Below are 23,725 nucleotides of genomic sequence, written 5' to 3' on the forward strand. Positions count from 1 at the left end.
CGCCGTACCCCGCGGTTCGGGCGGCGACCTGCCGGTGCGTGTCCGGGATTTCGTCACCGGCGTCCGTGGAGGGACCCGGCGGCGCGCCGCGGCGGTGGGTTCAGCTCACCCGGAAGACCGGTCCGCGCGCGGTGAACGGGAGCCGTGCGCCGTGCGGGATCAGATAGGCGTGCTCGCGCCGTACCCGGAGCACGTCGCAGTATCCGTCCGTGATCACCAGGACGGGCGCGCCGGGCGGGAAGTCGTCGGCCCGGTGCAGCAGATCGATGCCCGGCTGCAGCACGGTGCCGCCGCGTCCGTGCACCCGTACGCGTCCGGCGATCTCCGTGACGGGCAGATAGCCCGCGTCGTGCGGGGCGGCGTCGCAGAACACGACGCGCGCGGCCGGAACGTCACGGGCCTCGGCGTACGAGGCGATGGCGCCCAGTGCCTTGCCGAGCAGGGTGCGGTCCATGGAGGCGGAGGTGTCGAGGACGACGCCGAAGGTGCAGCGGGCGATCTCCTCGGGCGGGAACCAGCGGCCCGCGCGCGGGATGCCCGGGGTGGACGCCTGCCGCCGGGAGGGACGGGCGTACGAGCGCAGCGGCTCGGGCCGGGGCACGAACTCGTCGAACCAGCGGGCGAGTCGGGCGTCCCAGGGCAGCGGTGGATGACTGAGCGCGCGGATCTCCTCGACCAGGCCGCCGGGGAGGAAACCGCGCTCCTGCTGCTGGTGCAGGTCGAGGCCCCGGGCCAGGCCGCGCCGGTAGAACTCGTCGAGGTCGACGTAGTCGCGCGGCGAGCCGAGCGGTCCGCCCAGGATGTCGCCCGCTCCCCTGCCGCGCAGGGTGGCGAGGCGGCGCGCGCGGCGCAGATCGCCGGCGATCCGGTCGTACACCTCCTCGGCGGAGAGGTCCTTCAGCTCCGGGTCGTACAGCAGGCCCTCGGGCATCGTGCCGACCTGCATCTCGCACAACCAGCCGTTGATCACGTAGTCGGCGGCGATGTTGAAGAGGTACGGGTCCCGGGTGCCGCAGCGGTCACCGTGGCGCAGGGCGGCGTGCAGCATCTCGTGGGCGAGGACGAACCGCCATTCCTCGTCGTCGAACTGCCGCAGCGGGTTGATGTAGATCTCGGCCGCCCCGGTGTCCACGGCGGCGACGGAGATGCCGTGGGCGCGGGCGAGTTCGGCGTCGGCGACGAGGGTGATGCCGGCGGCGAGCCCGCCGAGCAGCGGGTAGGAGGAGACGAACCAGCTCAGCGCGCGCTCCCAGGGCCGGAGCGGGGTGGGGCCCTCGCCCAGGGAGGCGCGCCGTCCGCCCGCCACGTCCATCGTGGCGGCCACGGTGCGGGTCAGCGCGTGCGCGAAGGCCACCTGCCAGTCGGCCGGAACCCCTCCGCGCCAGGTGCTCCAGGGCACGAGCACCTGGTCGGGGGCTCCGCCCGCCGTACCGCAGTGCTCGTACCGGGCCGGGATGCCGTCGCGGCGCCAGGCCGCGGCCAGCCGTTCCTCGTCCCCGTCGGGGTAGGAGTCCGGGAGCTCCTCGGGGGTCAGCCGCGCCGAGAAGCCGCGCAGGAAGCGGTTCACCACCACGCAGCGGGCGGCGAGGTCGAAGCGGTCGGGCTGCTCGCGCTCGCCGGCCGCGGCCGGGAGATGACCGAAACCCAGGTGGATGACGGCGTGCGCCACGGCCCAGGCCCAGGCGACCGGGTCGGCGCGCCGAACCGGATTGACGTGCACGATCCCGTTGGAGCTGACGACCACGAGCCCGTCCGTGGGGACTCTGTCGCACTTCTCCTCCCGGCAGATGCGGAAGTCCACCGCGTCCAGCGCCGGGTTGGCCCGGACCAGCCGCATCCCCTCGGCGAACGCCTCGGCGGCGGGGTCGGGCTTGGTCTTCTTGGGCCCGGGCTTGCGGGAACGGCTCACCGCCGCGCCTCCACGAGACGCGGCATGTCCCGGGCGGCCTCCACCAGGAACCACGCCGGCAGGACCGGATTGCCGTCGGCGTCCGAGGCGATGACCGTCTGGGCGACCTCGACGGATATCTCCGCGAGCTGGATGAGCAGGGACTTGGCCCGGTACGCCGTCTGGCGGGCGCTCGCCGGGATGTGGTCCCGGCCGGCCGGGAGTTCCTTGATCAGACGGCCGCGGAAGGACTCCGCGAGGTAGTAGAGGAGATCGCGGTCCTCGATGCGGTTGGGCCAGCGGGCGTCGCCCTTGAGGATGGCCTCGATGCCGAAACGGCTGCGCACGATCTTGACGTAGCCGCAGAACGCGACCGCGTGCGCGGGCGTCAGCGTGCCGTGGGCGATCACCTTCAGGGTCTCCTCGTCGAGCGCGTCGCCGAAGGAGCGCAGCGCGTCGGAGAGCATGTGCCAGGAGCGCGGCGTGGAGAAGGGCTCCTCGGTCTTCGGCGGCTTGGACCACAGGTGGTCGGGGCGGTCGGTGACGTGGTCGAGCACCCAGGGGTGGATGTCGTTCGCGGCGGCCCAGACGAGCCAGTCCTTCGGAGAGGCCTCCAGATGGACGTGGGTGAGGCGGTTGACCAGCGCCGAGGCGATCGGGCGGGCCAGGGCGTTGTCCGTCGCGCGGTTGCCCGCGCCGATCACGATGGAGCCCTTGGGCAGCTCGTAGTCGCCGATGCGGCGGTCCAGGATCAGCGAGTAGAAGGCCTTCTGCACGTCGGGGGTCGCCGCGTTCAGCTCGTCCAGGAACAGGCAGTACGGCTCGTCGCGGGCGATGGCCTGCGGCGGACAGAACACGGAACGCCCGTCGCGGATCTGCGGCACACCGATCAGGTCCTCGGGCGCGAGCTGCGTACCCAGCAGGCTCACGCACTCCAGCCCGAGCGATTCGGCGAACTCCCTGACCAGGGAGGACTTTCCGATGCCGGGGGCACCCCAGAGGAAGACCGGCCGCACGGTGGCGAGACCGAGAAGCAGCTCCGGGACACGGGAGGGAGTGACGGTGACGGCTGCCTGCACAGGCGGGCTCCTTGAGGGCGTGGGAGAGACGAGAGGGGTGTGAGGGACGAGAGCGAGGTGCGAGGCGAGGGTGACGTGGGGGGCGCGTGAGACGTGAGACGCGCACGAGATGTGAGAGACGGGGGAGATGGGAGACGGGGGAGGGACGCGCGCGACAACGCGGCGTGCGATGCCCACAGTGTGGACACGGCGGTGCGCCCGCCGCCTCCCATTTTCCGTCGCACACGCCCCTTTTCGGCCGGTCCGTCGCCGCCGCTCGTCCTCTCGCGCCGGACTCCCGCTCAGGCGGCCCGCTCGTCCCCACTCGACGGAAGGGGGACGTGGGAGCCGTCGCACTCGCGCAGCCAGCGCCGCAGCACGTCGTGCACCCGCTCGGCACCGACGAGCCCGTCGTCCGGGCCGACCGCTTGCGTGTCCCCGCCGGCCCCTCGCGTGTCCGCGCCGACGGGTGGGGACAGGGTCAGCGGGGACAGGAGGAACGGATGCCCCTGCGCGCCCCCGAGCCCGCCGTGCGAGCCGATCTGCTCCTCGAAGGCGAGGACTTCGCCCTCGACGGGGTCGTACCAGGAGTTGACCATGATGTCGGCGGTGTGCGGGAACGTGTGCGTGCGCCGCACCGCGGCGGCGGCGCCGGGGCCGAAGTCGGCCAGCGGGCCCGGGTGTTCGTCGTCGAGCCGGTCCACCGGCACCTCGACGCCGTGCGCGGCGAGCACGAGGCCGCCGTGCTCCTCGCTGCGCACCAGGAGGAAGCCGACGCCGGGATGGTTGGCGAGCGTGGACAGCAGCGCGGGGTGACGCCGGTCGATCTCCTCCCGGCTCATCCGGTGCGGAACGTCCGGGAAGGAGACGAGTCCGAGGTTCCCGGAGGCCAGGACCAGCGGCTCGGAGCGCCGCCCCACCGGTTCGCGCCGCTCCTCGCGCTCCTCCACCGGCCGGCGCAGCGCGGCCCGCACGGCGGTCCGGGCCTCGGCACCGCTGTGGGTGCGCCGGGCCTTGCGGGGCACCGGCAACCCGCAGCCGGCCCGGACCAGATTGCCGAGGCTGAGGCCGTACCTGGTCAGGAAGGTCTCCCCCGGGCTCTGACCGTGGTCGGAGAGCACGACGACCCGATACGGCCGCGGGGCGTGCTCGGCGACCTTCTCGATCAGCGCCAGCGAACGGTCGAGCCGCTCCAGGATCCGCTCGGCGTCGCGGCTCCGCGGTCCCGAGTGGTGCGCCACCTCGTCGTAGGCGACCAGGTCCGCGTAGACGGCGTTGCGCCCGGCGAGCATGTCGCCGATCACGGCCGCGACGACGACGTCCCGCTCCACGACGGTCGCGAAGGCGCGGACGAGCGGGTACAGCCCGCCGCGTTTGACGCGGGGCCGTCGCCGCTGGAGTCGGGCCCGGGTGGACTGGCCCGTCTCCCGGAAGACCTCGGCGACGAACGACATGGCCGTACGGACGGCGTTGGCCGGGTCTGAGAAGTACGCGAAGTACCCGGCCCGTGAGCGGTTCTCCCGTCCCCTGCGCGCGGCCACGGACAGCACGAGCGCGAGTTCGTCGGCCCCGCCTCCGAAGAGGTTGCCCCGGCTCGCGCCATCGGCCGTGAGCAGGCCGCCGTCGCCGGTGCGCGCGACGGCCCGCCGCTGGAGCTCGGCGGCGCCGGTCGGCCGGTTGCAGACCATGACCTCCTGGGTGTCCTTCTCGTACCAGCGGAAGGCGGGGACGTCGTGGTTGGTGCCGTGCAGGATGCCGAGCTGGCTGGCGCCGGTCTGGCTGGACCAGTCGGTTCTCCACGGGGTGAGCCGGTGGCTGGGACGGCTCCCTTCGAGCCACCGGGCGGCGGTCGGCATGAGCCGTTTGCCGATCGCGTCCCGCAGTACGTCGTGTCCGACGCCGTCGAGCTGGAGGAAGACCACGCCGGGAGTCGAGGGGCCGGGCCGTCCGGCGGCGCGTCTGCGGCGCCGGTCGGCGAGCCGGTAGAGGCGGCGCCGGTACGCGTCGTCGTCCCGGACGGCGAGGGCGGCGCCGGTGGCCGAGGCGACGGCCGACATGACGGCGGCCACGACCACGGCGGTCTCGGGGGCCGCCTCACTGCTCCCGGAGGGGTTGAGCCGCAGGGCGATCAGCAGCAGCGAGCCGTTCAGGAAGAAGACGAGCAGGCCGAGCACCAGGGCGGGGACGAGCAGCAGGGCCCGGACGAGCAGGGGCCACACCAGTGCCGAGAGGAGGCCGAAGACACCGGCGCCGGCCGCCGCGGTGACGGCGATCCTGGTCGCGCTGTCCCCGCTCTCCGACTGGAGCCGGAAGTCGGGCAGCAGACCGGCGAGGACGAGCATCGTGAGTGTGGACACGGCCCACACCGTGATGCTGCGCCCGGCCGCGCTGGCGAGGCGCCGCCAACGTCCCTTGTCCACGCCCAGTCCACCTCACGTCCCGGCCCGCCCGGTCCGCGCGGCCTGCTCCCACCCTGTCACAACGGCCGGAGATCCCCGGAAGTCCCCGAGAGCCGCGAGAAGTGCCCGCGCGCGGGTGCCCGGGTGATGCCCCGGCGGGCTCGCCCGGGCGGCGGGTGCGGGTTCAGCGGCCGTCGTAGCCGGCCGGGGGGTGAGGGTTCAGCGGCCGAGATGACCGGCGGGGCGGGTGCGGGTTCAGCGGCCGTCGTAGCCGGCGGTCGGCATCGACAGCCGGCGGTGGACCCTGGCCTTCATCTGGGCGTCGTACGAGGGTTCGGCGGTGCCGACGGTCTCGACCCGGACGCCGCGGCGGGCGCACTCGGCGGTGAACTCCTCCACCGAGGCGAGGGCACGCTCCAGCACCCGGGCGCTGGGCGCGACGAACAGGTCCACGAGACCGGCCTCGACGTCCGCCCACAGGCTGCGGTGGTCGGGGCGCAGCCCGCGTACGAGGAGTTCCCGGGTGACGACGTAGCCGTGCTCGGCGGCCCAGCGGGCGCACATCGCGTGCTGGCTGCGGGAGTCGACGAGGAAGGGGTCCTCGTCGAGTTCTTCCAGAGGGGTCAGGCTCGCGATCGCCGTGACCCGGAGCGACGAGGGGTGCGGCAGGGGGCCGCCGTGCTCGTGCGGGCCCACGAGGGCGTGCGCGCCGGAGGCACCGCGTGCGTCTCTCATGGTGTCCCCCCTCACCTCCTGGTTTCGCCGCAGACCCTACTCCTGCCCGTAGGCTCGGGGGGAGTCGTGCGAAGGAGGCAAAGAGGTGCCGGTGGAGATCACCTGGTGGGGGCATGCCACCTGCACGCTGGAGGACTCCGGGACACGCGTGCTCACCGATCCCCTCTTCGCGCGCCGGCTCGCGCACCTGCGGCGCAGGCGCGGGGCGCCGCCCCCTCCCCCGGCCGCGGTCGCGGACGTCGCGCTGATCTCCCATCTGCACGCCGACCATCTGCATCTGCCCTCGCTGGCACGGCTGGCCCCGGGCACCCGGCTGCTCGTGCCGCACGGTGCCCCGCGGTCGGTGCCCGGGCTGCGCAAGCTGCGTCATCTGCGGCTCACGGAGGTCGCGCCCGGTGACCGCACCCGGGTCGGTGACCTGGCCGTACGCACGGTCCCGGCCCGGCACGACGGGCGCCGGCTGCCGATCGGACCGCACCGCTCCCCCGCCGTGGGGTACGTGATCGAGGGAGAGGCGCGGACGTACTTCGCCGGGGACACCGGGCTGTTCGCGTCGATGGCCGAGGAGGTCGGTCCGGTCGACGTGGCCCTGCTGCCGGTGGGCGGCTGGGGCCCGTATCTCGGCGAGGGACATCTGGACGCGGGGCGCGCCGCGGAGGCGCTCGCCGCGCTGCGTCCGCGCAGCGCCGTGCCGGTGCACTACGGCACGTTCTGGCCCATCGGGATGGATGCCGTGCGCCCTCATGAATTCCATGCGCCGGGTGAGGAGTTCGTGCGCCTGGCGGCGGAGCGCGCGCCCCAGGTGGCGGTGCATCTGCTGAGTCAGGGCGAGAGCGTACGTCCGGAGGCCGCTCGGTGATCTTCCTGGCCGCGGCGGCCCCGGCCGTGCCCCCGGAGTCCACTCAGCAGGCGATCGGCTATCCGTCGCTGTTCCTGCTGGTGCTGATCGGGGCTCTGGTGCCGGTGGTGCCGACGGGGGCGCTGGTGAGTTCGGCGGCGGTGGTGGCCTTCCATCAGGAGTCGCCCTTCGCCATGCTGACGGTGTTCCTGGTCTCCTCGGTCGCCGCGTTCCTCGGCGACATGTCGCTCTACTGGCTCGGGCACCGCGGCATGGGCTCGCAGAACGGGTCGCGCTGGCTGGAGGCGATCCGGGACCGCGCTCCCGAGGACCGGCTGGCTCAGGCGCAGGAGAAGCTCGACGACCACGGTATCGCCGTGCTCGTCCTGTCCCGTCTCGTGCCGGCGGGCCGCATCCCGGTGATGCTGGCCTGTCTGCTCGCGAGGATGCCGCTGCGGGTCTTCGCCCGCGGAGACGTCCCGGCCTGCCTCGCGTGGGCGGCCACCTACCAGGTCATCGGCATCCTGGGCGGCTCGCTCTTCCCCGAGCCGTGGCAGGGCGTGGTGGCCGCGGTGGCGCTGACCGTCGCGATCAGCGTGGCGCCGAGTGTGTGGCGCCGGTTCCGCCGTACGAAGGCCTCGTAGGACGGGCTGGGCGCTTCCCACGAGGGGACGGCCGCCCCTCTCTCCCGCAGGGCGCAGGCGGGGACGGCCACTCCGGCAGGGCGTGGCGGGGACGGTTCTCCCGCGGGCCGCGGCCGGAGGGGCCTCACTCCAGTACCCGGGACCCTCCCACCGCCATGTCCCACAGGTTCTCCCGGGCCAGGCCCGCCCGTTCCCACGCGGCCCGCACCCGGCGCAGGGGTTCGAGGACGGGCTCGGCGGAGAGCACGAACGTGCCCCAGTGCATCGGGGCCATCCTCCGCGCGCGCAGGTCGACGGCCGCCTGCACGGCCTCCTCCGGGTCGCAGTGCACGTCGCTCAGCCACCAGCGGGGGTCGTACGCGCCGATGGGCAGGAGGGCGAGGTCGATCCCCGGGTGGCGCTGCCCGATGCGGGTGAACCAGTGGCCGTAACCGGTGTCGCCCGCGAAGTAGACGCGCCGCCCCTCGGGGGCCGTGAGTACCCAGCCGCCCCACAGGGAGCGGCAGGTGTCGGTGAGGGTGCGCTTGGACCAGTGGTGGGCGGGGACGAAATCGAAGCGGACACCTTCGAGTTGGGCCGCCTCCCACCAGTCGAGTTCGGTGACCCGGCTGAACCGCCTTCGCCTGAACCAGCGTCCGAGCCCGGCCGGGACGAACACCGGTGTGTCAGGCGGGAGTCGGCGCAGGGTCGGGGCGTCCAGGTGGTCGTAGTGGTTGTGGCTGATGACGACCGCGTCGACGCGTGGCAGCGCGCTCCAGGCCACACCGACCGGGGTGATCCGGGCCGGGGTTCCCACGATGCGGCGGGACCAGACCGGGTCGGTGAGGACGGTGAGACCGCCGATCCGGATCACCCAACTCGCGTGCCCGGCCCAGGAGACGGCGGTGGTGCGGGCGTCGACGTCGGGCAGCGGTCCCGGCTCGAAGGGCAGCAGCGGGATGTCGGCGAGCCCGTCCGCGGACGGCCGCAGGGCGCCCTCGCGGGCGAGCCGCGCGAAGGCCCGCAGCCCGGGCAGCGGCGCGGTCAGCCGGTCCACGAAGGACCGGGGCCAGACACGCCGCTCGCCGAGCGGACGGGGCTCGGCGAGCGGCGGGGCGGGCGGAGAAGGAGGGGATGGAGGAAGGACGGCGGGGTGCCCCGGCACGGGGGCGACGGCGGGTACGGGATCGCCGGTGCCCTGGGGCTTCGTGCTCGTGGTCGACTCGGACTGCTGCGTCATCGAGGAGGCTCCCGTCGCTGAGCGTCGTCGCGGAGATCGTCGAAGGCCGACCCCAGGAGGGTCAACGCGCGGTGCACGTGCGGCAGTTCCAGCGGCGCTTCGGAGTCGAGGGATTCCTCCCGCTCCTCGTCGGTGGAGCCGAGCAGTGGTCCGGTGCCGAGGCGGAAGCGCAGGGAGGCGAGGTCGTCCCCGAAGCGGTGTCCGCCCGGCGCGGGCAGGCCGAGCCGGGTGGAGAGCCAGTCCTCCAGGTCCTGCGCGTCGCCGACGCCGTGCGCGCCGAGGGCCGAGCGGAGCGGGCCGAGGTCGACGTACAGGTGCCGGCCGGCCTGCGGGGGGCGCGCGACGGCACCGGCGGCGGTGATCAGGCGGTGGACGGCGTCGGCCACGCGCGCGTGCAGGCGTACGGCGGCGGTGAGCCGTTCGGTGATCGCGGCGGGCTCGCCGAGCGCGTATGCGGCCGCCGCCGCGACCGGTTCGGCGACGCGCGCGCCCAGCACGGTGAGCACGTCGAGGACGCGGGAACGCAGGGCCGCGCCCGCCTCGTTGTCGGGGAAGCGGGCGACGGCGGCGGGCCAGCCCTGGGGCAGGAAGGCACCCGCGAGGTCGGTGATCACGCAGACGTCGTCGGGGAGCATCTCGGCGGGGCTGACCAGCACGGTGTCCCGCGGCTCGTGCAGGGTGTCGCGCCAGGTCTCGTCACTGACGATGTGCAGCCCCGCGCCGGCCGCGGCCTCCACGGCCTCGTGCACCACCTCGGGCGGGGCGACGGTGGCGGTCGGGTCGTCGGCGACGGACAGCAGGAGCATCCGAGGGTCGCCGCCCTCGGCCCGGACCCTGCGGACCGTCTCCAGGAGGGCGTACGGATCGGGGACGCCCCCGCACTCGGCGGGCGTCGCCACATGGAACACGGATCTGCCCAGCAGGCGTGCCTGCGGTGCCCACCACGCGGCACACGGGCGGCTCACGAGGATGTCGCCGCCGAGCGCCCCGGTCAGGGCCAGCAGCAGCGCGGCGGCTCCGGGGGCGGCCGCCACCCGGTCGGGCGCGGCGCGCAGTCCGCGCCGGGTCCAGTAGCCGCTGGCCGCGTCGAGGAGCACGGGGCCGCCGCCGCAGGGCTCGGCGGCGGAGCGGTCCGCGGCGGCGGCCAGCACGGCGCGGAGTTCCGGCAGCACCGGCAGGCCCTGGTCGGGCAGGGGCGGACCGTACCGGACCGGTCCGTGGCCTTCGGGGTCCGTCCGCCGCATACTGCCTCCGCACCGTGGATGCCGCCGTTCCCTGTTCCGGAGCCTGCCTGCCCGTGCGGTTCCGGTGCCCTCGTCCCCTCGTCCCCTCGTACGACTAGAGGTGCCAGCTCCGTCGTCGGCGCAGTCGGTGCAGCCGGTGGGCGGCGGCTCCCAGGGCGCCGGCGATCAGCACCCCACCGGCGACCAGGGCCGGCACGGAGTCGGTGAACACACCGCCCTCACCGGCGTGCACACCCTGCCGGCCGGTAGGCGGCTCGGCCGCCACGGTGCCGGTCCCGCTGTCGGGCACATGGGTCGCCGTGGGGCCGCGGCCCACGGAGTACGACGCGGTCCACTGCTTGCCGTGACCGCCCGGGGGCGCGGGACAGACGCCGCCGACGTTCCACCGTCCGTCGCCGTCCCCGGTGCCGGGGGCCGCCTCGTCCGGGACCTCCTTGCCGGGAGCCGTGGCGGCGGGGCCCACGGTGTCCGGGCCGGCCGGCTCGGGGACCGTGTCGGGGCCCACGGTGTCAGGGCCCAGGCCGTCGGGGCCCACCGAGTCGGGGCCGAGCTGATCCGCGCCGAGCGCGTCCGGGCCGAGGGGGTCGGGAGCGGCCGTGTCCTGGGCGTCGGTGCCGGGGATCAGCGCGTCGTGGGCCGCGGGGTCGTCGGCGCCGGAACCGGGCGCCTGGGCGTCGGGCCCGACGGTGTCCGAGCTCCCGGCGGCGGGGTTCACCGCGTCCGTACGCGCGTCCGCGGACACCTCCGCTCGCGCGCCGCCGGAGTTCTTCGCGTCGGAGGCGCTCGACGCGCCGGAACTCAGCCCGTCGAGGCCGGGCCCCGGATCGTCGGAGCCTCGCGTGGCCGGGTCGGCGCCCGGATCGGGCTCGCCGGAGGCGACGTGGGCGGTTCCGCTGTAGGAGGCGGCGCCCGCGGCGGCCGGGTCGGCGCCCTCGACACGGTGGAGCTGGACCTTGCCGTCCTGGAAGCCCTGGGAACTGGCGTCGATGGAGTCGGGCAGGGTCCCGCCGATCGCGTCGCAGCTCACCGTGACGGTGACGGTGCCGCCGGGTTCGACGGAGCCCGGACTGACCTCCGCGGCCGGATCCGCGGCCGCTCCCGACGCGGCGGCGCCGAGAGCGGCGCCGGCCAGGGCGGTGGCGTACAGGACACGGGCGGTACGGCGCATGAGCGGGGCTCCTTCGGCGGGCTGCGGTCCGAGAGCCACGGCCGTCGTGTCCCTCGGAGCCATCAGAGCCCGCCGTACCGCCGGGCGCGAACGGCCGGGCACCATTCGCGGGAAAGCGGGGGCCCGAGCGGGTGACGGCACGGACGCCGCCGAGACCGGACCGGAGCCGGAACGGACCCGGACCGGAGCCGGAGCGGACCGGAGCCGGAGCGGACCGGAGCCGGAAGGGACTCGGACCGGAGCCGGAAGGGACTCGGACCGGAGCCGGCTCTCAGGCCGCGTCGCGCATGATCTGGTCCCGCAGCCGGGTGCAGCAGCGGCTGATGAGGCGGGAGACGTGCATCTGGGAGATGCCCAGTTCGTCGGCGATACGGCTCTGGGTCATGTCGCTGAAGAACCGCATGTAGAGGATCGCGCGTTCCCGCTCGGACAGGGCCTGGAGCCGGGGTTTGACGGCTTCGCGGTCGATGACGGTGTCGAGGGCCGGATCGGGCGAACCGAGGGCGTCGCTGAGCGAGTAGCCGTCCTCGCTGCCCGGCAGTTCGGCGTCGAGGGAGAGCGCGGTGAAGCTCTCCAGCGCCTCCAGGCCCGTACGGACGTCGTCCTCGCTCATGCGGGCGTGCTCGGCCATCTCGGCGACGGTGGGCCTGCGGCCCGGGATGGTCTGGGACAGGTCCTGGGCGGCGAACCGGACCCGGTTGCGCAGGTCCTGGACCCGCCGCGGCACGTGCAGGGTCCACATGTGGTCACGGAAGTGACGCTTGATCTCGCCGGTGATCGTCGGGACCGCGTAGCTCTCGAAGGCGTTGCCGAGCTCGGGGTCGTAGCGGTCGACGGCCTTGACCAGGCCGAGCGCCGCGACCTGGCGCAGGTCCTCGTAGCTCTCGCCACGGCTGCGGAAGCGGCCCGCGAGGCGCTCGGCCATCGGCAGCCAGGATTCGACGATCTCGGAACGCAGCGCGTCGCGCTGCTCTCCGGGCGGGAGCATGGCGAGCCTGCGGAATGCCTCCCCGGTGTCGGGGGCGTCGTCGTGCGGATGGTGCGTCGCGCTCGCTTGGGTTCGCATGGTGCGTCGCAACTCCCTTGATGGTGCCATGTGATGGACAGTCATCGTGGGAACGCACCCGTGCTCCGGACGAGTACACCCATGGCGCGGCTGGCCGCTCCCACGGACGTGCCTCCTGTCCGAAGCACTGCAACTGCGTCTGCCCCGCGCCATGCGGGGCAAACGCCCTTCCATTCTCCCCGACTTCGGCGCGCGCGTCCTTCCGGGGCCTCTTACGCGGCTCCGATCAGGGCCTGCGTCCGACCAGGCAGAGGAGTTTCGTCTGGACGTCCGCGCCGGGCGGGGGCTCCTCCGGGGCGGCGAAGAGTCCGGACTTCTCCAGCTCCGCGGCGTGCGGGGTGACCTCCCGGACCGCGAACGACAGAAGGTTCTCGGGGAGTTGTTCGTCGGCGCCGATGGCGCGGGACAGGTCCCAGGTGTGGACCGTCAGGTCGGTGACGAGCTGCGCGCAGTAGTCGTCCGCCGGCATGTCGCCGAAGGACAGATGGACCGTGCGGTCGAGCGCGCCGGGCTCGGCGAACACCGCTCGGGAGGCGTCGGCCACGGCCTCCCAGGCGGCGACGGGGTCGGCCCCGAGTAGATCGCCGTCCAGACGGTCGCCGACCGAGTCGACGCTCTCGCCGTCACGGACCAGAGCGGGCACCCAGGCCTGCTCGGCGACAAGATGGCCCACGAGGTCGCGCACGCTCCAGGCGGAGCAGGGCGTGGGGGCCTGCCACTGGTCGTCGCGGACCGCGTGGACCCGGCGGCCGAAGAGCTCCAGGGCCTCCGCCTGCCGGGCCAGCACAGGATGCGGTTCGGTCATGCCGGCGGCACCCCCGCGGGTCCGCGTTCCCGGGCGCCGTCACGGGTACGTGCCGCCGCGACGGGCCGTCGCGGGTGGCGGCGCAGGTACTCGCCCTCCAACTGGGCCATGCGCACGTTGTGGGTGTGCAGCGCGTCGTTCGAGCCGTGCAACAGCGTGTCGTGGCGGGTGCGGTGGATGGCCTCCAGCTCTTTCATGAGCTGCTGATCGTCCAGCCGGCCCGGGTCGACTCCGGTCATGGTGCCACCCCGCTCGTCGTGGCCGTCGGTGCGGTCCGGGCCTCCGCGCGGGGCAGACACTGCCCGAGCGGCGTCCGGGAGGGAGCCGTGGATCGAGACCCACTCCCTCCACTCTACGAACATCCGGGGTGCCGGGCCTCCCCGGAACGTGCCCGACGCCCCCGCGTCCGGGCCGGGGCGCGGGGCGGGGCGGGGCGGTCGGGCGGTGCGGAAGGGACGCGGCGCGGGCGGGGACGCGGCGCAGGCGGGGGACGCAGGACGGGCGGGGACCGCGGCGCGGGCGGGGGGCTCGGCTCCCGCCCTCCCGCCGCTCGCGCCCGAGCGCCCACCTGCCGCGCACCCCTGGTGCCCGCCTACCTCTCGCGCCCCTGGCGCCGCCTACCTCTCGCGCCCCAGGTGTCGCCTACCGCTCGCGTTCCACGCGGCGCTCGTCCCAGACCGGCTCCTGCGTCTCCCGTACGCGGCCGTCCGAGCCGAAGACCAGGTAGCGGTCGAAGGAGCGGGCGAACCAGCGGTCGTGGGTGACCGACAGCACCGTTCCCTCGTACGCCTCCAGGCCCTCCTGAAGCGCCTCCGCGGACTCCAGGTCGAGGTTGTCGGTCGGCTCGTCCAGCAGCAGGGCCGTCGAGCCCTCCAGCTCCAGGAGCAGGATCTGGAAACGTGCCTGCTGGCCGCCCGACAGCTTCTCGAAGCGCTGCTCGGCCTGGGCGGTCAGCTCGTAGCGGCGCAGCCGGGACATCGCCGCCCCGCGGTCCTGCGAATGCTCGGTCCACAGGATGTCCAGGAGCGTGCGGCCCTCCAGTTCCGGGTGGGCGTGGGTCTGCGCGAAGTGGCCGGCGACCACGCGGGCGCCGAGCTTCCACTCGCCGGTGTGCGCCACGTCGCCGCCCGCGAGCAGCCGCAGGAAGTGCGACTTCCCCGAGCCGTTGGAGCCGAGGACGGCGACGCGCTCGCCGTAGAAGATCTCCAGGTCGAACGGCTTCATCAGGCCGGTGAGCTCCAGCCCCTTGCAGGTCACCGCCCGCACACCGGTCCGCCCGCCGTGCAGCCGCATCTTGATGTCCTGCTCGCGCGGCGGCTCCGGAGGCGGTCCGGCCTCCTCGAACTTGCGCAGCCGGGTCTGAGCCGCCGCGTAGCGGGAGGCCATCTCATGGCTGACGGCGGCCGCCTGACGGAGGTTCAGCACCAGCTTCTTGAGCTGTGCGTGCTTCTCGTCCCAGCGCCTGCGCAGCTCCTCGAAGCGCGCGAACCGCTCCCGCCTGGCCTCGTGATAGGTCGCGAAACCGGCGCCGTGCACCCAGGCGTCCGCGCCGGCCGGGCCGGGCTCGACGCTGACGATCTTCTCGGCGGCACGGGCGAGGAGTTCGCGGTCGTGGGAGACGAACAGGACGGTCTTGCGGGTCTCCTTGAGGCGCTCCTCGAGCCAGCGCTTGCCGGGCACGTCGAGGTAGTTGTCCGGCTCGTCAAGGAGCAGCACCTCGTCGGTGCCGCGCAGCAGCGCCTCCAGGACCAGGCGCTTCTGCTCGCCTCCGGACAGGGTCCGCACCAGGCGCCACTGGGCCTTCTCGTAGGGGATGCCGAGGGCGGCCATCGTGCACATGTCCCAGAGGGTCTCGGCCTCGTATCCGCGGACCTCGGCCCAGTCGGACAGCGCCTGCGCGTAGCGGAGCTGTGCCGCCTCGTCGTCCACGGTCATCATCGCGTGCTCGGCGGCGTCCACGGCCTCGGCGGCCTGGCGGATGCGGGGCGGGGCCACGGAGACGAGCAGCTCGCGCACGGTCGTCTCGTCGCGTACGGACCCCACGAACTGGCGCATCACCCCGAGCCCGCCGCCGACGTTCACGGTCCCGCCGTGGGGTTTGATCTCGCCCGAGATCAGCCGCAGCAGCGTCGTCTTGCCGGCGCCGTTCGGACCCACCAGGGCCACGACGGCGCCCTCCCCCACCCGAAACGACACATCGCCGAGCAGCGCCCTCCCGTCGGGAAGGTAGTACTCAAGGTGTGCGGCTTCGAGATGTCCCATGGGCAGGCATTCTCCGGGGAGCGGGGGCGCTGGGCAAACGGGTATGCGAGGACGGGCCCGGGGAGCGGGGGCGGGAAGCGCCTGATCCGGGGTAGACGGAGCCGCATGACCACGACCCCGGATGTCGACCTGACCGCCCTCGTACCGGGCCGCCACGCCCTTCGGGACCGCCTCCTCGCCCTGGACTGCCGGCTCTTCGAGGCGGTCGCGGCACGCCACTGGCCGGGCGGCGACCCCGTGCTGCCGCGGCTGAGCCGGGGCGCGAACCACGGAGTGCTGTGGTTCGCGACGGCCGCCGCCGTGGCCGCGAGCCGCACCCCGCGGGCCCGCCGGGCCGCGGCACGGGGAGTCGCCTCGCTGGCCCTGGCCTCCGCCACGATCAACACCGTCGGCAAGCGCTCGGTGCGCCGCACGCGCCCGGGGCTCGACGCGGTCCCCGCCGTCCGGCAGCTCAAGCGGCAGCCGATCACCACGTCGTTCCCGTCGGGGCACGCCGCGTCCGCCGCCGCGTTCGCGACGGGGGTGGCGCTGGAGTCCCGCGGCTGGGGCGCGGCCGTCGCGCCGCTGGCCGCCGCGGTGGCGCTGTCCCGCGTCTACACCGGTGTCCACTTCCCGAGCGACGTCGTGGCCGGCGCGGCCCTGGGCGTCGGGGCGGCGTACGCGGTGCGGGCGCTGGTGCCCACCCGGGACGGGCTCACCCCGCCCGGCCGTCCGCGCACGGACGCGCCCGCGCTGGCCGACGGTGAGGGCGAGGGGCTGGTCATGGTGGCCAACAGGGCCTCGGGCACGGTGGAGCGGGTCGGGGCGCTGGCGGCCGCGCTGCCGCGGGCGGAGATCGTGGAATGCGAGCCCCACGAGATTCAGGAGGAGCTGGAGAAGGCGGCGGCCCGGGCCCTCGTGCTGGGTGTGTGCGGCGGCGACGGCACGGTGAACAGCGCGGCCGAGGTGGCCCTGCGCCACGGCCTTCCCCTGGCCGTCCTGCCGGGCGGCACGCTCAACCACTTCGCCCACGACCTCGGTGTGGAGGGCGAACGCGATCTGGTCCGCGCACTCCGGGAGGGCGAGGCGGTCCGGGTCGACGTGGGCCGGTTCGCGTCCGGCGACAGGAGCGGCATCTTCCTCAACACCTGCAGCCTGGGCATCTACCCGGAGTTGGTGCGTGAGCGGGAGAACTGGTCCAAGGTGATCGGCAGTTGGCCCGCCGGCGTGCTGGGCGCGCTCCGTGTGCTGCGCGCCGACCACCACCCGCTGCGGGCCGAACTCGGCGGCCGCAGCCACCCGTTGTGGCTCCTGTTCGCGGGCAACGGCACCTACCACCGGATGGGCCTTGCCCCCGCCCGCCGCTTCGACCTCGCGGACGGCCGCCTCGACGTCCGGGTCGTGCACGGGGGCCGCCATCCCGCGATGCGGCTGCTGGCCGCGGCCTTCGCGGGGCCGCTCACCCGCTCGCCCGCGCACGCGGCGGTACGGGTGGGCCGCTTGAGCATCGAGGGTGTCGCACCCGGCACGCTGCTGGCCTACGACGGCGAGGTCACCGAGGTCGGCGGCGAGGTGACGCTGCGCAAGAGCCGTGAGGCGCTGACCGTCTACCGCCCGCGTCCCGCGCACTGACCGTCTGCCGCGTACTCCCGCTCCCCGCCTGCCACGTATGCCCGCGTCCCGCCCACTGACCGCCTGCCACGCATGCCCGCTCCCCGCCCCCTGACCGTGTGCCGCCTGCGTCCGCGTCCCGCCGACTGACCAGGCACCCCAATCCCCTTGTCCACATAGCAAGATGCGGGTCTCATCATTCGGCATGACCGCGTACGGTGATGACATCGCCTCGGGGAGTGCGTACACGCCCGGGAGGCCCGTACGACGAGAAGGGGATCGGTCATGGCTCAGTCACAGTCGAAACCGCAGGAGACGGCCGTCTACACGCACGGCCACCACGAGTCGGTGCTCCGCTCGCACACCTGGCGCACCGCCGCCAACTCGGCGGCCTACCTGCTCGACTCCCTGAAGCCGCACATGAAGATCCTGGACATCGGCTGCGGACCGGGCACCATCACCGCGGACCTGGCCGAACGGGTGCCGGACGGCCGGGTCACCGGAGTCGACCACGCCCCCGGCATCCTGGACCAGGCACGCCGGACGGCGGCCGAACGCGGTCTGGAGAACGTCGAGTTCGCCGTCGCCGACGTCCACGCACTGGAGTATCCGGACGACACGTTCTGCGTGGTCCACGCCCACCAGGTGCTCCAGCACGTGGGTGATCCGGTCCAGGCGCTGCGCGAGATGCACCGGGTCACCAGGCCGGGCGGGATCATCGCGGTCCGCGACTCGGACTACTCGGCCATGACCTGGTATCCGGCGGTGCCGGGCATGGACGACTGGCAGGACCTGTACCTGCGGGTGGCCCGCGCCAACGGGGGCGAGCCCGACGCGGGCCGCCGTCTCAAATCGTGGGCGCTGGCCGCCGGGATCCGGGACATCCGGGCCACGTCGAGCACCTGGACGTTCGCCACCGAGGACGAACGGGCGTGGTGGAGCGGACTGTGGGCCGACCGCACGGTGGCCTCGGCGTACGCGGAGCGCGCGACGCAGGGAGGCCATGCGACGACGGAGGAGCTGCGGGCGGTGTCGGACGCCTGGCGGCGGTGGGGACGGCAGGAGGACGGCTGGTTCTCCGTGCTGCACGGGGAGATCCTCTGCCGAAAGGCGGCGTGACGCCGCTCCCGCCCGGGAGAGCCGAGGGAACGGGCGCGCGCCGGGACGCGGTCCGCGAGGCGAACGGCCGCGCGCGGTCCGGGTCGGGGGGCGCCCCGACCCCGGCCCCGGGCCGCGCGGACCGCGCGGTCCGCGCCGCTCAGCCTGTACGGCCCGTACAGCTCGGCAGACCGGTGAACCCGGTGACGCCCGTGAACCCGGTGAGACCCGTGGATCCCGTGAAGGAGTACGCCGCCCACGGTCCGGTCAGCTCCACCCGGATCCCCGCCTCCTCTCCCTCACTGTTCAGCCGTTCCACAAATTCCCCCGAGTCCGCGCGCGGCACCAGATAGGCCGCGTCGAGGACGTGCCGCCCCTCTTCCCCGGAAGGCGCCTGGCGGGACGAGGCCGGGTTCGTCGGGGTCAGCAGCCGGTTCTCCTCGGCGCACTCGGAGAGTGTGCGGTGCAGCCGGCGCGTGAACGCCTCGGCTTGTTCCGGGGCGGCGTCGGCGTACACCCGCACATCCCACTCCACGCGTCCGTCGAGCCGGTCGAGCGTCCGCAGGAAGTCCTCCCTGCGTTCGTCGATCATCACGCGCACTCCGCTGTCGTCCCTGAGGACGGTGGCGAGCCGGAGCGGCAGCGGGCTGGTGACGGCGGTGAGCGCGTCGAGGACGCCCTGGTGGGCGCGGGCCGTCGCCTCCAGCCAGTGGACGTCCTCCAGTCGGCGGCGCAGCGGCTCGGCGGCGAAGTCCCGCTCCGGGACCGAGCCGACCACGGCGATCAGATCGCCGTGGCGCAGCAGCTTGGGCGGGACGCCGCCGACCCCGGTCAGCTCGGCCGACAGCGCCGCCGGGAAGGGGCGGCAGATCGCGTAGACATAGCGCAGAGCGCTCATGAATCTCCTCCCGCGCTTCCACTCGCACCCCCCGCGGCGTACTGACCATGGTGCCCTCCGGACACCGGTCAGCGCACCACGGCCGTCTCGACCAGCAGACGGCCCGCCGCCGCGATCGACTCGGCGTCGATGCCCGCCGCGTGGAGCTGCTCGGCCGGGCTCGCGGAGCCGGGCATCGTACGGACGGCGAGGCGTACCAGCCGGGGCACGGGGCGGCCGTCGGTGAAGGCGTCGAGGACCGCGTCCCCGAGACCGCCCTCCTCACGGTGGTCCTCCACCGTGACCAGGCAGCCGGTCTCCTCGGCGGCCTCGCGCAGGGTCTCCCGGTCCACCGGCTTCACCGAGTAGAGGTCGATCACCCGGGCCTGGATGCCCTCGCGGTCGAGCGCCTCCGCGGCGGCCAGCGCTTCGTGGACGGTGACACCGGCGGCGACCAGCGTGAGCCGGTCGTCGGCGGAGGCGCGGAGCACCTTGCTGCCGCCGACGGGGAACTCCTCGGTGGCGCTGTAGATGACGGGGCCCTCCCCGCGCGAGGTGCGCAGATAGCGGACGCCCTCCAGACCCGCCATCGTGGCGACGAGCTTGGCCGTCTGGTTGGCGTCGCACGGGTACAGCACGGTCGAGCCGTACACGGTCCGGAACATCGCCAGGTCCTCCAGGCCCATCTGCGAAGGTCCGTCCTGGCCGATGGCGACGCCCGCGTGGGAGCCGACGAGGTTGATGCCGGCACCGCTGACGGCGGCCATGCGCACGAAGTCGTGGGCACGGGTGAGGAAGGCCGCGAACGTCGAGGCGTACGGCACCCAGCCGCGCGCGGCCATGCCCACGGCGGTGGCGACGAGCTGCTGCTCGGCGATGTAGCACTCGAAGTAGCGCTCGGGGTGTTCCTTGGCGAAGAACTCGGCGCGGGTCGAGTCGCCGACCTCGCCGTCCAGCGCCACGACGTCGCCGCGGGCGCCGCCGAGCGCGGCGAGCGCCTTCCCGAAGGCGTCACGGGTGGCGACCTCGTCACCGGTCTCGTACCGCGGCAGGTCGAGGTGGCCGGAGCGTACGGCGTGCAGCATCCGGGCGGCGGGCGGCGGCTGGACCGCGACCCGGTGGTCGTGCACCCCGCCGAGTTCGGCGATCGCCGCCTCGGCGTCCGGCAGCGGTTTGCCGTGCATGCCCTCGCGGTCCTGGACCGATGCCACGCCCTTGCCCTTGAGGGTGCGGGCGAGGATCACGGTGGGCTGTCCGGCGGTGGAGTCGGCCTCCGTGAAGGCCCGGTCGATGGCGTCCACGTCGTGTCCGTCGACCTCGACGGTGTGCCAGCCGAAGGCCGCGAACCGGCGCGCGTACGCGTCGAGGTCGTGTCCGTGCCGGGTCGGCCCGCGCTGGCCCAGGCGGTTGACGTCGACGATAACGGTCAGATTGTCGAGGTGCTCGAACCCCGCGTGTTCGGCGGCCTCCCACACCGAGCCCTCGGCGAGTTCGCTGTCGCCGCACAGCACCCGGACGCGGTATCCGGTGCGGTCGAGGCGCTTCCCGGCGAGCGCGATGCCGACCGCGACGGGCAGTCCCTGGCCGAGCGAGCCGGTGGCGGTCTCGACCCACGGGAGCTGCCGGGGGGTGGGGTGCCCTTCGAGCCGGCTGCCGGCCTTGCGGAAGGTGAGCAGTTCGGCCTCGTTCAGCGCGCCGGCCGCCTTGTACGCGGAGTACAGGAGCGGTGAGGCGTGTCCCTTGGAGAGGACGAAACGGTCGTTGCCGGGATGCCGCGGGCGCTCGAAGTCGTAGCGCGTGTGGTTGGCCAGCAGGACCGCCATCAGGTCGGCGGCGGACATGGACGACGTCGGGTGTCCCGAACCCGCCGCGTCGGCGGCCCGGACGCTGTCGACGCGCAGTTGCCGGGCCAGGTCGTTGAGCTCGCGTGTGTTCATCGTGTTCCTTCCCTGCGTCCGGCGGTTTCCGGACAGCTCGGTGCTCCGGCCCCTCCTCGTCGGCACGGGTGAGGCCGGTCTCCGCCCGCCGTACGGGCTTTCCGCGTCCCCCCGAGCCGGGCGCCCAAACACGGGCATGCCCGGCGACTCACGGCCCCCGGTACCCGGGGTCGTCGGCCCGGGACACCGGGCTCGTCGGTCTCCGGCAGCCGGAGGCGTCGGCCCGAGGCACCTGGGCGGCCGGACACCCGGCGGAGCCGGCGGAGCCGACCGGGTGCCGGGAGCGATCGTCCGAATCGATCTCCCGTGCCGTGCGCGCCCAACTAGGCTCGTCCTCATGGAGATTCTGGGAGCCACGCTGCGCGTCTGCGTCGACGACCTGGAGACCGCGGTCCCCTTCTACGAACGGCTGGCGGGCGGCAGAGCGCTCCGTTTCGAGCGCGGCGGTGTGTCGGTCGCGGCGGTCGGCTGCTTTCTGCTGATGAGCGGGCCCGCGTCCGAGCTCGACGTGCTGCGCAAGGTCGCGGCGACGATCGCCGTCGAGGACGTGGAGGAGACCGGCCGGGTCCTCACCGACCTCGGCGCCCGGGTCGTCGCGGGCCCGGTGGGGACACCGGCGGGCCGCAACCTCATCGCCGTCCATCCCGACGGCTCGGTGTACGAGTACGCGGACCGCCGCGGCTGAGCGGTTCCGGCCGCCGGACGCGACGGGCCTCGGGTACACCACCCGGCGGTGGCGCACCCGAGGCCGTCGTCACGGGGAACCCGAGGCCGTCGTCAAGGGGATCCCTGGGCCGTCGTCACCGGGAACCCGAGGCCGTCCTCACGGGGGCCCCGGGCCGGGGCCCTCAAGGCGTCGCCGGTGGCCGCATGCGGAAGTCGTAGCGCGCCGGGAGCGGCTCGTCGGCGATGCGGGACCACAGCCGGTCGATGGTCTCCGCCCCTTCGCGCAGGTCGGCGACCTCGAAGCCCGCGTCGAAGATCGCCCGCGCGTCCTCGCGGCGGCCCTCGGCGAGCAGCAGCTCGGCCTCGACGAGCCGGAACCTGCCACGGTCCCGGGTCCCGGGAAGCAGCCGCTCCCACACGGCACGCGCCTGCGCCGGACGGCGCGCCTTCAGCAGGGCCTCGATGGCCTCGCGGCCGAGCGCGGCGGTCACGGCGGTCCACCGTTCCCCGTCGTCGCGCCGCTCCCGGCACAGGTCGTCGAAGGCTTCGGCGTAGCGGTCCGCGGCCCGCTCGTCGTTGCCCGCCTCCTGGTCGGCGACGGCGAGGCAGCGCAGCAACGGCCAGAGCGACGGCGCGAGTTCGAGGGCCCGCTCCCAGCTCCGCACGGCCTGGGCCACGTCTCCGGCATGCCACTGGGCGACGCCGAGGTGGTACTCGGCGGCCGGGGTGGCGGGCGCCGTCTCCAGCATGTCGCGCCAGTGCGAGGCCACCAGCGTCTCGCCGGGCGGCCCGACCTTCCGGAGCTCGGGGAAGGCGCCGGAGCTGAGCAGTTCCCGCCACGGCTCCTGGTCCGCGCCGAGCGTGCTCTCCTCGAAGGGCGTCCCGGGCAGCTTGTGGGCGGCGCGCAGCACTTCGAGCGCGCCCCAGCCGGAACCGACGGCGAGGACCTCGCCGGGCGCGGTGTCGGCGTGCGGGAGCCAGGCGGTGTACGCGGCGTCGACCGCGTCGCGGGCGAGGACGCCCTCCAGCCGGCTCTCCACCTCGGCCCGCGCGGCCTCCCAGTCCGCTCCGTGCGCCGTCTCCGCGCCGACCGACAGCGGCCCGTACGCCTCCAGCCAGGAGACGTCGCTCTCGGCCTCGAGCCGTACGTGTTCGAGCTGCGTACGGGCCAGCCCGGCCTGGATCTCGCAGTATCCGCCGGTCCCCGGCTCGGTGAGCCACTCCTGCCAGCGCCGGCCGCCGGGTCCCGAGCCCCAGACGAAGAGCTTGCGCCCGCGCAGCACGTCGGTGGACGTCTGGACCAGGCCCTCGCCCGAGCCGTCGACCGCGGCGATCCAGCGGCGCCGCCCGTCGGGCACCTCGTAGAAGTAGTCGGCGGGGAAGACGCTGTTGAGCGGGTACGTCCGGTCGGTCCCGTCGTACTCCGGCACGGGTACCCGGCGCAGCCGTCGCTCGTAGCCGAAGTGCCAGGCCTCCTCGGCGGGGGCGAGCACCCTGCGCTCCTCGGGGACCGCGATGTTGGACCACCAGTACAGCGGGGCGGGCCTCTCGTGCGGGTTGCGCACGCGGACGCCGACGTACAGGAAGTCGGAGCCCTCCGGCAGCCACAGATCGACCTGGAAGGGGAGGTCGCGCAGTCGTTCCCACTCCCACAGGCGCAGCATCTCGCCGCCGTCGGGGGCGGGGACGCGGGCCGCGTGGACGGGTGAGCACGACAGGGTGGTGTGCCCGGTGGCGCCGATGTTCCACTCGATGCCGCCGGAGAACCAGGCGCCGTTGAGCGCGAAGCAGGCCGGCTGGAGCACCGGGTTGGTGTAGAGCAGTTCCGTCTCGGTGGGCTTGTGGAAGAGCGAGACGATGCGGCCCCCGTAGCCGGGCAGCACGGTGGCGCGCAGCCGGTCGTTCTCGATCACGATCGTGTCGAGTTCGCGCGGCGCCCTTTCTCGCTCGTACCCGTCGCGTATGCGTTCGGGCAGCACGCTGCGCAGCGGCTCGTACCCGATCTGCCGGGCCATGTCGCCCGGCAGGCCGACGCGGTCGCGGTCGTCGATCTGGTGCATCTCGTCGAGGGTCCGCAGGGGCGGCAGCGGGTTGCTCGGGCCCAGTTCCGCCGCCGGGAGGGCCAGTACGTCACGTCGGATCGTCGTCACGACGACCATGGAACAGGGAGATCGGCCCGCTGACCAGGGTGTCCGCTCATCGGAATCGGGTCAGGATTGCGCAAAGGCGCG

At 74.1% G+C, this 23,725-nt stretch carries 19 protein-coding genes; 5 read left to right on the top strand and 14 right to left on the bottom strand.

Annotated features, from left to right (window positions below; all coding sequences use genetic code 11):
- Positions 1–100: 100 nt before the first annotated feature.
- The 4 genes from ACZ4TO_RS05630 to ACZ4TO_RS05645 form a co-directional block, all read right to left on the bottom strand.
- Positions 101–1,837, bottom strand: a complete 1,737-nt coding sequence (locus ACZ4TO_RS05630; protein WP_468023788.1) for a vWA domain-containing protein — start codon at positions 1,835–1,837, stop codon at positions 101–103.
- Between the two features lie 68 nt (positions 1,838–1,905).
- Positions 1,906–2,967, bottom strand: coding sequence for an ATP-binding protein (locus ACZ4TO_RS05635; protein ID WP_385048944.1), 1,062 nt, complete (start codon positions 2,965–2,967; stop codon positions 1,906–1,908).
- A 281-nt stretch (positions 2,968–3,248) separates the two neighbouring features.
- Positions 3,249–5,288, bottom strand: coding sequence for an alkaline phosphatase family protein (locus ACZ4TO_RS05640; protein WP_468023789.1), 2,040 nt, complete (start codon positions 5,286–5,288; stop codon positions 3,249–3,251).
- Between the two features lie 312 nt (positions 5,289–5,600).
- On the bottom strand, positions 5,601–6,080 hold the full coding sequence (locus tag ACZ4TO_RS05645) for a recombinase family protein (RefSeq protein ID WP_468023506.1): 480 nt from the start codon (positions 6,078–6,080) through the stop codon (positions 5,601–5,603).
- A gap of 85 nt (positions 6,081–6,165) precedes the next feature.
- Here ACZ4TO_RS05645 and ACZ4TO_RS05650 point away from each other — a divergent pair, with 85 nt between their 5' ends.
- The gene (locus ACZ4TO_RS05650; protein ID WP_468023507.1) at positions 6,166–6,939 is read left to right on the top strand and encodes an MBL fold metallo-hydrolase; all 774 of its coding nucleotides are present in this window, start codon (positions 6,166–6,168) and stop codon (positions 6,937–6,939) included.
- Complete coding sequence (locus ACZ4TO_RS05655; RefSeq protein ID WP_385048950.1) at positions 6,936–7,562, top strand: DedA family protein; 627 nt, start codon at positions 6,936–6,938, stop codon at positions 7,560–7,562. Before ACZ4TO_RS05650 ends, ACZ4TO_RS05655 begins: the two co-directional genes overlap by 4 nt.
- Positions 7,563–7,686: 124 nt before the next feature.
- Here ACZ4TO_RS05655 and ACZ4TO_RS05660 read toward each other — a convergent pair whose 3' ends face one another.
- The 7 genes from ACZ4TO_RS05660 to ACZ4TO_RS05690 all read right to left on the bottom strand — a co-directional run bounded on the left by ACZ4TO_RS05660 (position 7,687) and on the right by ACZ4TO_RS05690 (position 15,326).
- Positions 7,687–8,781 carry an MBL fold metallo-hydrolase gene (locus ACZ4TO_RS05660; RefSeq protein WP_468023508.1) on the bottom strand — a complete coding sequence of 365 codons (1,095 nt, stop codon included), beginning with the start codon at positions 8,779–8,781 and terminating at the stop codon, positions 7,687–7,689.
- Complete coding sequence (locus ACZ4TO_RS05665) at positions 8,778–10,025, bottom strand: aminotransferase class I/II-fold pyridoxal phosphate-dependent enzyme (RefSeq protein WP_382795240.1); 1,248 nt, start codon at positions 10,023–10,025, stop codon at positions 8,778–8,780. Before ACZ4TO_RS05665 ends, ACZ4TO_RS05660 begins: the two co-directional genes overlap by 4 nt.
- A gap of 94 nt (positions 10,026–10,119) precedes the next feature.
- Positions 10,120–11,193 carry a hypothetical protein gene (locus ACZ4TO_RS05670; protein ID WP_468023509.1) on the bottom strand — a complete coding sequence of 358 codons (1,074 nt, stop codon included), beginning with the start codon at positions 11,191–11,193 and terminating at the stop codon, positions 10,120–10,122.
- Positions 11,194–11,464: 271 nt separating this feature from the next.
- The gene (locus ACZ4TO_RS05675) at positions 11,465–12,259 is read right to left on the bottom strand and encodes an RNA polymerase sigma factor SigF (protein ID WP_382795235.1); all 795 of its coding nucleotides are present in this window, start codon (positions 12,257–12,259) and stop codon (positions 11,465–11,467) included.
- 226 nt (positions 12,260–12,485) lie between these two features.
- A complete protein-coding gene (locus tag ACZ4TO_RS05680) occupies positions 12,486–13,064 on the bottom strand; it encodes a TIGR03086 family metal-binding protein (RefSeq protein ID WP_468023510.1) in 579 nt (192 codons plus the stop codon).
- On the bottom strand, positions 13,061–13,303 hold the full coding sequence (locus tag ACZ4TO_RS05685; protein ID WP_355771041.1) for a DUF6158 family protein: 243 nt from the start codon (positions 13,301–13,303) through the stop codon (positions 13,061–13,063). Before ACZ4TO_RS05685 ends, ACZ4TO_RS05680 begins: the two co-directional genes overlap by 4 nt.
- A 403-nt stretch (positions 13,304–13,706) precedes the next feature.
- Positions 13,707–15,326: an ABC-F family ATP-binding cassette domain-containing protein gene (locus ACZ4TO_RS05690; protein WP_468023511.1), complete on the bottom strand. Its 1,620-nt coding sequence runs from the start codon at positions 15,324–15,326 to the stop codon at positions 13,707–13,709.
- A gap of 105 nt (positions 15,327–15,431) precedes the next feature.
- Here ACZ4TO_RS05690 and ACZ4TO_RS05695 point away from each other — a divergent pair, with 105 nt between their 5' ends.
- Both ACZ4TO_RS05695 and ACZ4TO_RS05700 read left to right on the top strand, forming a co-directional pair.
- Entirely contained in the window at positions 15,432–16,937 is a 1,506-nt protein-coding gene (locus ACZ4TO_RS05695) for a phosphatase PAP2 family protein (protein WP_468023512.1), read from the top strand.
- Positions 16,938–17,201: 264 nt separating this feature from the next.
- A complete protein-coding gene (locus ACZ4TO_RS05700) occupies positions 17,202–18,035 on the top strand; it encodes a class I SAM-dependent methyltransferase (RefSeq protein ID WP_382795223.1) in 834 nt (277 codons plus the stop codon).
- 139 nt (positions 18,036–18,174) lie between these two features.
- Here the strand turns inward: ACZ4TO_RS05700 and ACZ4TO_RS05705 are convergent, their stop codons facing one another.
- Together ACZ4TO_RS05705 and ACZ4TO_RS05710 are read right to left on the bottom strand one after the other, a co-directional pair.
- Positions 18,175–18,912, bottom strand: a complete 738-nt coding sequence (locus tag ACZ4TO_RS05705; RefSeq protein ID WP_468023513.1) for a GvpL/GvpF family gas vesicle protein — start codon at positions 18,910–18,912, stop codon at positions 18,175–18,177.
- Between the two features lie 68 nt (positions 18,913–18,980).
- Positions 18,981–21,167: a transketolase gene (locus tag ACZ4TO_RS05710; RefSeq protein ID WP_468023514.1), complete on the bottom strand. Its 2,187-nt coding sequence runs from the start codon at positions 21,165–21,167 to the stop codon at positions 18,981–18,983.
- Here ACZ4TO_RS05710 and ACZ4TO_RS05715 point away from each other — a divergent pair.
- A complete protein-coding gene (locus ACZ4TO_RS05715; RefSeq protein WP_382795216.1) occupies positions 21,166–21,513 on the top strand; it encodes a VOC family protein in 348 nt (115 codons plus the stop codon). The genes ACZ4TO_RS05710 and ACZ4TO_RS05715 overlap by 2 nt on opposite strands.
- Positions 21,514–21,676: 163 nt before the next feature.
- Here ACZ4TO_RS05715 and ACZ4TO_RS05720 read toward each other — a convergent pair whose 3' ends face one another.
- Positions 21,677–23,653, bottom strand: coding sequence for a DUF5107 domain-containing protein (locus ACZ4TO_RS05720; RefSeq protein ID WP_468023515.1), 1,977 nt, complete (start codon positions 23,651–23,653; stop codon positions 21,677–21,679).
- Positions 23,654–23,725: the final 72 nt, after the last annotated feature.

This window comes from Streptomyces sp. NPDC028298 (assembly GCF_055565895.1).

What these genes read in the sequence shown, in the direction of transcription:
- ACZ4TO_RS05630 (WP_468023788.1), bottom strand. Translation starts at nt 1,837, where the DNA reads ATGCGGCTGGTCCGGGCCAACCCGGCGCTGGACGCGGTGGACTTCCGC.
- ACZ4TO_RS05640 (WP_468023789.1), bottom strand. Translation starts at nt 5,288, where the DNA reads ATGCTCGTCCTCGCCGGTCTGCTGCCCGACTTCCGGCTCCAGTCGGAG.
- ACZ4TO_RS05645 (WP_468023506.1), bottom strand. Translation starts at nt 6,080, where the DNA reads ATGAGAGACGCACGCGGTGCCTCCGGCGCGCACGCCCTCGTGGGCCCG.
- ACZ4TO_RS05660 (WP_468023508.1), bottom strand. Translation starts at nt 8,781, where the DNA reads ATGACGCAGCAGTCCGAGTCGACCACGAGCACGAAGCCCCAGGGCACC.
- ACZ4TO_RS05665 (WP_382795240.1), bottom strand. Translation starts at nt 10,025, where the DNA reads ATGCGGCGGACGGACCCCGAAGGCCACGGACCGGTCCGGTACGGTCCG.
- ACZ4TO_RS05670 (WP_468023509.1), bottom strand. Translation starts at nt 11,193, where the DNA reads ATGCGCCGTACCGCCCGTGTCCTGTACGCCACCGCCCTGGCCGGCGCC.
- ACZ4TO_RS05675 (WP_382795235.1), bottom strand. Translation starts at nt 12,259, where the DNA reads ATGCGAACCCAAGCGAGCGCGACGCACCATCCGCACGACGACGCCCCC.
- ACZ4TO_RS05680 (WP_468023510.1), bottom strand. Translation starts at nt 13,064, where the DNA reads ATGACCGAACCGCATCCTGTGCTGGCCCGGCAGGCGGAGGCCCTGGAG.
- ACZ4TO_RS05685 (WP_355771041.1), bottom strand. Translation starts at nt 13,303, where the DNA reads ATGACCGGAGTCGACCCGGGCCGGCTGGACGATCAGCAGCTCATGAAA.
- ACZ4TO_RS05690 (WP_468023511.1), bottom strand. Translation starts at nt 15,326, where the DNA reads ATGGGACATCTCGAAGCCGCACACCTTGAGTACTACCTTCCCGACGGG.
- ACZ4TO_RS05695 (WP_468023512.1), top strand. Translation starts at nt 15,432, where the DNA reads ATGACCACGACCCCGGATGTCGACCTGACCGCCCTCGTACCGGGCCGC.
- ACZ4TO_RS05700 (WP_382795223.1), top strand. Translation starts at nt 17,202, where the DNA reads ATGGCTCAGTCACAGTCGAAACCGCAGGAGACGGCCGTCTACACGCAC.
- ACZ4TO_RS05705 (WP_468023513.1), bottom strand. Translation starts at nt 18,912, where the DNA reads ATGAGCGCTCTGCGCTATGTCTACGCGATCTGCCGCCCCTTCCCGGCG.
- ACZ4TO_RS05715 (WP_382795216.1), top strand. Translation starts at nt 21,166, where the DNA reads ATGGAGATTCTGGGAGCCACGCTGCGCGTCTGCGTCGACGACCTGGAG.
- ACZ4TO_RS05710 (WP_468023514.1), bottom strand. Translation starts at nt 21,167, where the DNA reads ATGAGGACGAGCCTAGTTGGGCGCGCACGGCACGGGAGATCGATTCGG.
- ACZ4TO_RS05720 (WP_468023515.1), bottom strand. Translation starts at nt 23,653, where the DNA reads ATGGTCGTCGTGACGACGATCCGACGTGACGTACTGGCCCTCCCGGCG.